The 5236-nt window shown below is 55.6% G+C and carries 5 protein-coding genes; 4 read left to right on the top strand and 1 reads right to left on the bottom strand.

The window, feature by feature from the left end:
- The 3 genes from VGE80_RS23305 to VGE80_RS23295 form a co-directional block, all read left to right on the top strand.
- Positions 1-669: T6SS immunity protein Tdi1 domain-containing protein (locus VGE80_RS23305; protein WP_440594323.1), on the top strand; the 669-nt coding region annotated here is incomplete at its 5' end.
- A gap of 492 nt (positions 670-1161) precedes the next feature.
- Positions 1162-2844, top strand: a complete 1683-nt coding sequence (locus tag VGE80_RS23300) for an NCS2 family permease (protein WP_440594322.1) — start codon at positions 1162-1164, stop codon at positions 2842-2844.
- Positions 2845-3041: 197 nt separating this feature from the next.
- Complete coding sequence (locus VGE80_RS23295; RefSeq protein WP_440594321.1) at positions 3042-3440, top strand: hypothetical protein; 399 nt, start codon at positions 3042-3044, stop codon at positions 3438-3440.
- A 134-nt stretch (positions 3441-3574) separates the two neighbouring features.
- Here the strand turns inward: VGE80_RS23295 and surE are convergent, their stop codons facing one another.
- Positions 3575-4345, bottom strand: coding sequence for a 5'/3'-nucleotidase SurE (surE, locus tag VGE80_RS23290; RefSeq protein WP_440594320.1), 771 nt, complete (start codon positions 4343-4345; stop codon positions 3575-3577).
- A gap of 53 nt (positions 4346-4398) precedes the next feature.
- On the opposite strand from surE, the gene VGE80_RS23285 reads away from it, so the two are divergent.
- Positions 4399-5236 (top strand): hypothetical protein (locus VGE80_RS23285; RefSeq protein WP_440594319.1); only part of this gene is annotated, 838 nt, incomplete at its 3' end.

Raw genomic sequence — 5236 nt, 5'->3', positions numbered from 1 at the left:
AACGTGAGGTCGAGTTCATCCAGTACCGGGAGGCGCCTGATGCGGAAGTTTGAAGAAGTCTATGCGTGCGATGATGCGGGGCTGGCTACACCTCCCGAGACGGCTCTGCTAGAAAAGGTTGAACTGCACGCCACTGGCATTAAGTCGTTCTTTCACAAGTACAGTGGCATGACATTTAACAAAGGGATTTTCCGGGTCTTCCCTCTGGATCAGGTAAAGAAATGGACATTGATTGCGGAAGAGATGTTTCCTGAGGTAAAGGGGAAGCTTCTGGTGTTCGCCTCGGATTGGAGAGGGCAGGTTTATGCCCTCAACACAGGCCGCAAGGATGGCGACCAGTTTCAGATTCAGTTGCTGGATCCTGCGACGAATGAAAATCTGAATGTCCCTGCAACGTTTGAGGGGTTCCTTGATGTTGAACTGGTGGATTACGCGAACGAATCGTTGCAGGTCGAACTCTTCGAAGACTGGATTGCGAATCATGGCCCTGCTCCCGCGGCGAAAGAATGCGTTGCGTACATTAAGCCATTAAGACTGGGGGGAATCGACGATCCCTCCAACCAGGAAATCACTGACATGGAGGTTTACTGGTCTTTCAGTACCCAAATCAGGCAGCAGATCGATGGTCTGCCAGAAGGGACCCGGATCGACCGAGTTGACTTGGCATAGTTGGCTGCAAACGTTGCTTTGCGCCGTACGTGCGATTTCAAACTTGAACTGGGAATCGGGACCGGCTGTCAGGGGATGACTTTCCAGGTCGGGATGCTCGATGGGGCGGATTTCGCATCCCCGGGAATGCACGAGCCGAATTACGCCCGCGTGAACAACCGGACCCATGGTATCCGACTCCCCTCTGTCGGGGACTGAAGTGATGTCGGCGCACGGGCGATCTCGATCTGCCGAGCCCTCATTTCAAAATCAAAGGGCCAACCTGCACCTGCCTCATCCGTCATCCCCCGAGCAGTCTGATTCAAAGTCGGTTCTCTCGCATCTGTTTCTTTCCATTGATATTCTGCGACGGTCTGTGAACGTCCTGTCGACGCGGAATTGAGGTGGCTCGGCCTCAGTTCCTGTTGCTCGCGAACTCGTTGGACTCATTCAATAAGGCTCCGCCGCAGCAGACTGGTCTGGAATCCGCCCTCCGCTGATTGGAAGAAACACTTGACGCAGCAATATCCTTTTTTCGTTCGTCGTGACCTGGACGGCTTTTTCGGGCTTTTTGTCGACAATCTGATTCAACTGTTGTTGATTCTGGCCCTCTGCAAAGGGCTGTGCGGGATGACAGGTGACGGTGCTTACCTGCTGTATCAGCATATCCTGCCTGGGGCGGCGATCAGCATCCTGATCGGAAACGTGTTCTACGCCTGGCAGGCGCGACGGCTGGCGTTGAAAGAGGGCCGCGACGATGTGACCGCACTTCCCTATGGAATCAACACCCCCTCCTTGCTGGTCTATGTCTTCTTCGTGATGAATCCCGCCTTCGGGAAAGCACTGGGTGAGGGACAGACTCCCGAGGCTGCTGCGCGACTCGCGTGGGAGATGGGTCTGGTCGCGTGTCTGGGAAGTGGATTGATCGAGTTCTTCGGGGCTTTTGTTGCTGAGGCTGTGCGGCGGCGGACCCCCCGAGCGGCATTGCTGTCGACACTGGCCGGCATCGCGATTGGCTTCATTTCGATGAGCTTCGCGCTGCAGATCTTCCAGAAGCCACTGATTGCGATGCTTCCGCTGGCCATTGTGCTCATCACCTATTTTTCTCAGGTGCCGTTTCCGTTTCACCTGCCTGGTGGCTTGGTCGCCGTAGTACTGGGAACGGGGATCGCCTGGCTGATGGCAGGACTGGCTGCCGTATTTCCGGCGACCATTCCGTGGATGACTGAGTCGTCCATGAATCTTCAGGCTGTGCAGGAAGCGACGAAACAACTGAGCTTCTATGTTCCCGCATTCGCAGGGGGGGCGATTCTGGCACGACTGGCGGATCCCGGTCAGTGGATCGGGCTGCTTTCCGTCATCATCCCGATGGGCCTGTTTAATCTGATCGGCAGTCTCCAGAACATCGAGTCGTCAGAAGCAGCAGGGGATAAGTATGATACCCGCTCATCACTGGCCACAAACGGCATCGGAACGATCTGTGCCGCCTTCTTCGGCAGCTGCTTCCCCACAACGATCTACATCGGTCACCCGGGGTGGAAAGCACTGGGGGCTCGCGCGGGATACTCGACACTGAATGGAATCGTCGTTACGGCAATCTGCCTGACCGGGGCCGTCAGCCTGATTGAAAGTCTGATTCCGATTGAATCCGGCATTGCGATTGTGTTGTGGATTGGAATCATCATTACCGCGCAGGCATTCTCGGCTGTACCTCGCGAACATGCTCCCGCAGTGGCGGTTGGGTTGTTTCCCGCGATTGCAGCCTGGGGCTTTACTGTAACGCAAGGAGCGATCTTCAAATCCGGAGGGAAGACGCTTCAAGAGATGCTGGTTGATCCACGTGCCAACGTGAACGACTTTGTGCTGCATGGGATGATCTCGCTTCAGCAAGGTTACATCTTCACGTGCATGATTCTGGCCGCGATCTCGGCCTTTCTGATTGATCGTAAGTTTTTCGTCGCCGGGGTCTGGTCTCTGTTCGGAGCGTTCTTCGCAGCGATCGGGCTGACCCATGCTTACCAGCTCAACGGGAACGTGGTGGATTTTCTATTCGCGTTCGCCCGACCTGCGGTGGAGTCGGCGACGATATACCGCTCAGGGAACGTTGCCGTCGGGTATCTCTTGATGGCAGTGGTCTTTTTCGCGTTCGGCCGCTACTTTGCCGGAAAGGATGATCAGGAACGTATCGCTCATTGAGCGGGAAGGTTGGTTCTCCGGTTGAAGATTGTTCGTTGGAACAGCCTGTCGTCGCGGGGCGATGCAGGGACTGAAGTCACGTGCCCGCCAAGGAAACTCGTTTGCTGGCGCACAAAAGCAGCGGACGACCCGTGCGCGAGGCAGACAATTCGGTTGGGCCTGGACTACGTTCGGTTTGGAATCTCGAAAGTTTGGATATGCAATTGTTTGAAGAAATCGTCACGTCCCGCAAGAACTGGCTGAACGACGCTCTCCGTCCCTGGTGCGGTCAGGCCTCCCGGAAGGAATTATTGAAGGCCGAAGCGGAATGGGTGGATCTGGCAGGTAAGGTCGATCCTGAAAAGACGCTGTGGCTGTGGGCCTGGTCCCGTTTCCCGGAACTGGTCCATGAAAGTCTGGGAATCGAAGAGACCTCTGAAGTGGAAGTCCGGCTTCAGGATGGGCGCATCTTCATTGGCTTTCCAAATTCACGGAACAGCCAGCATGGTGAGCTCGCACTGCTGGGAGGAGAGATCTCTCACGACGGGCCTCCGGCCGAAGTGGGACCGTTCTCAATCGATCAAATTGTCGCGGTTCGTCGACTGTTTTCTTTCTGAGAAAGTGCTGAACGAAAAACAAGCCAGGTACGGGATCGAATCGGTACCTGGCTTTGCGTGAATGCGTTCTCGAGACTTCTGTGGGGCGAGTGTTGAGAGTGTGAGTCTGACTTGGCAGGGGTTTCCGCGTCCCGTCAGGGACTGCAGGGGAGATCCCACTTTTCAGCCTGCAACTGCTTCAGAAAGATTTGCTCGGTGAGATCGAAGTGCAGCGGCGTGACGGTGATGTCCCCTTCCTGAAGCTGTTTGATGTCCGTGCCGTCATCCAGCAGATGACTGCGAATCGGATTCAATCCGCTCCAGTAGTACGGCCTGCCGCGTGGGTCAGTTCGCTTTTCCACTTCTTCGTTGACGCGATTCACGCCCATCGCCACAAACTGAACGCCGCGTGGCCAACCGGGCCGCGGGGGAGGAAAGTTGATGTTCCACAACTGGCCCGGTCTGGTCTTGGGGAGCAGGTGCTGACATAAGGGAATCGCGCGACGTGAACTGGCTGCGAAATCAGGGGGACCGTCCATCCATTGGGACAGAGCGAATGACGGAATTCCGAAGAAGGCTCCTTCAATCGCTGCCGCGACTGTTCCCGAATACAGGACGTTAATTCCGATATTGGCACCGGCGTTCAGACCGCTGATGATCACATCCGGCTTTTTCGGGCAAAACTCGAGGACTCCCAGCTTCACGCAGTCTGCGGGACTCCCTTCCACTTTCCATCCGAAGAATTCCGCGTTTCTGTATTCCTTGTGTGCGACGAGCGGGTGTAGATAAGTAATCGTATGGCCTACACCACTTTGTTCGATCGCAGGAGCAACGACTGTGACCTCTCCCCACTGCCGCAATTCTGCGTACAGAGCGTGCAGGCTGGGGGCATGGATTCCGTCGTCATTCACCAGAAGAATGTGCATAGAGAACTCTTTTTCATGAACAGCAAGAATGTTCCGAAGTCGGCAGGCGAATTATGACGTCTCATGAGACGATCGACGAATGCTCACCCCGTCGACGCGACCTGTCAAGGAACGACTCCGTTTCCACGGCCTGGACTGATCGACTGCGACTGACCCGTTCCACCACCGCGATTGTGATGGTATTGAGTCTGCTGTTTCTCCACCTCTGCAATCAACCGATCTGGCACACCGATGTCTGGGGACACCTCAGTTATGGGAAAGTGATTTGGGACACGAAGTCGATTCCGAAGACGGAACCGCTGCTCCCCCTTTCGCGTGAGATCCGTTTCGTCGACTCACCCTGGCTCAGCCAACTGATCGGATTTGGTGTGATCAGCATGCCACGATTGCAGATGGCGGGGCTGCAGGGACTGTACGCGCTGTCCGTAACCTGCTGTGGAGGCATACTCTGTTATTGGCTATTTCGGCAAACTCAAAGCGCTGTTTTTGCACTTGTCGGTTTGGGGATTTTCATTGTCCCGCCATGGATCTGTATTCTGATTCTGCGACCGCAACTGGCCGGGTTGATCTGCTACGTACTCGTCCTGGTCCGTCTGTCACCAATGCGGCCGCAGCGATGGGATTGGATCCTGATACCCGGCATCTTTCTGCTGTGGGCCAACCTTCATCCCTCCTTTCCGATCGGTCTGGGATTGTTAGGCTGCCTCTGTGCAGGAAGGATCGTCGATCGGTTCGAGAAAACAGGTTCCTTCGCACTTCTTGGTCGGGACAGAAGACTGCGGGGCCTGTTTGGGCTGACCCTGGTTTCCGCAGTCGCGACATTGGCCAATCCGTACGGACTGGAATTGCATCGTGAGGTACTTCGGTTTTCTGCAAATCCGAACCTCGGGG

The organism is Schlesneria sp. (assembly GCF_036405755.1).
In the GTDB taxonomy this organism is placed as follows: Bacteria; Planctomycetota; Planctomycetia; order Planctomycetales; family Planctomycetaceae; genus Schlesneria; species Schlesneria sphaerica.
The sequence above is the reverse complement of the archived record's forward strand: the minus strand, read 5'-3'. Positions and strand labels throughout refer to the sequence as shown.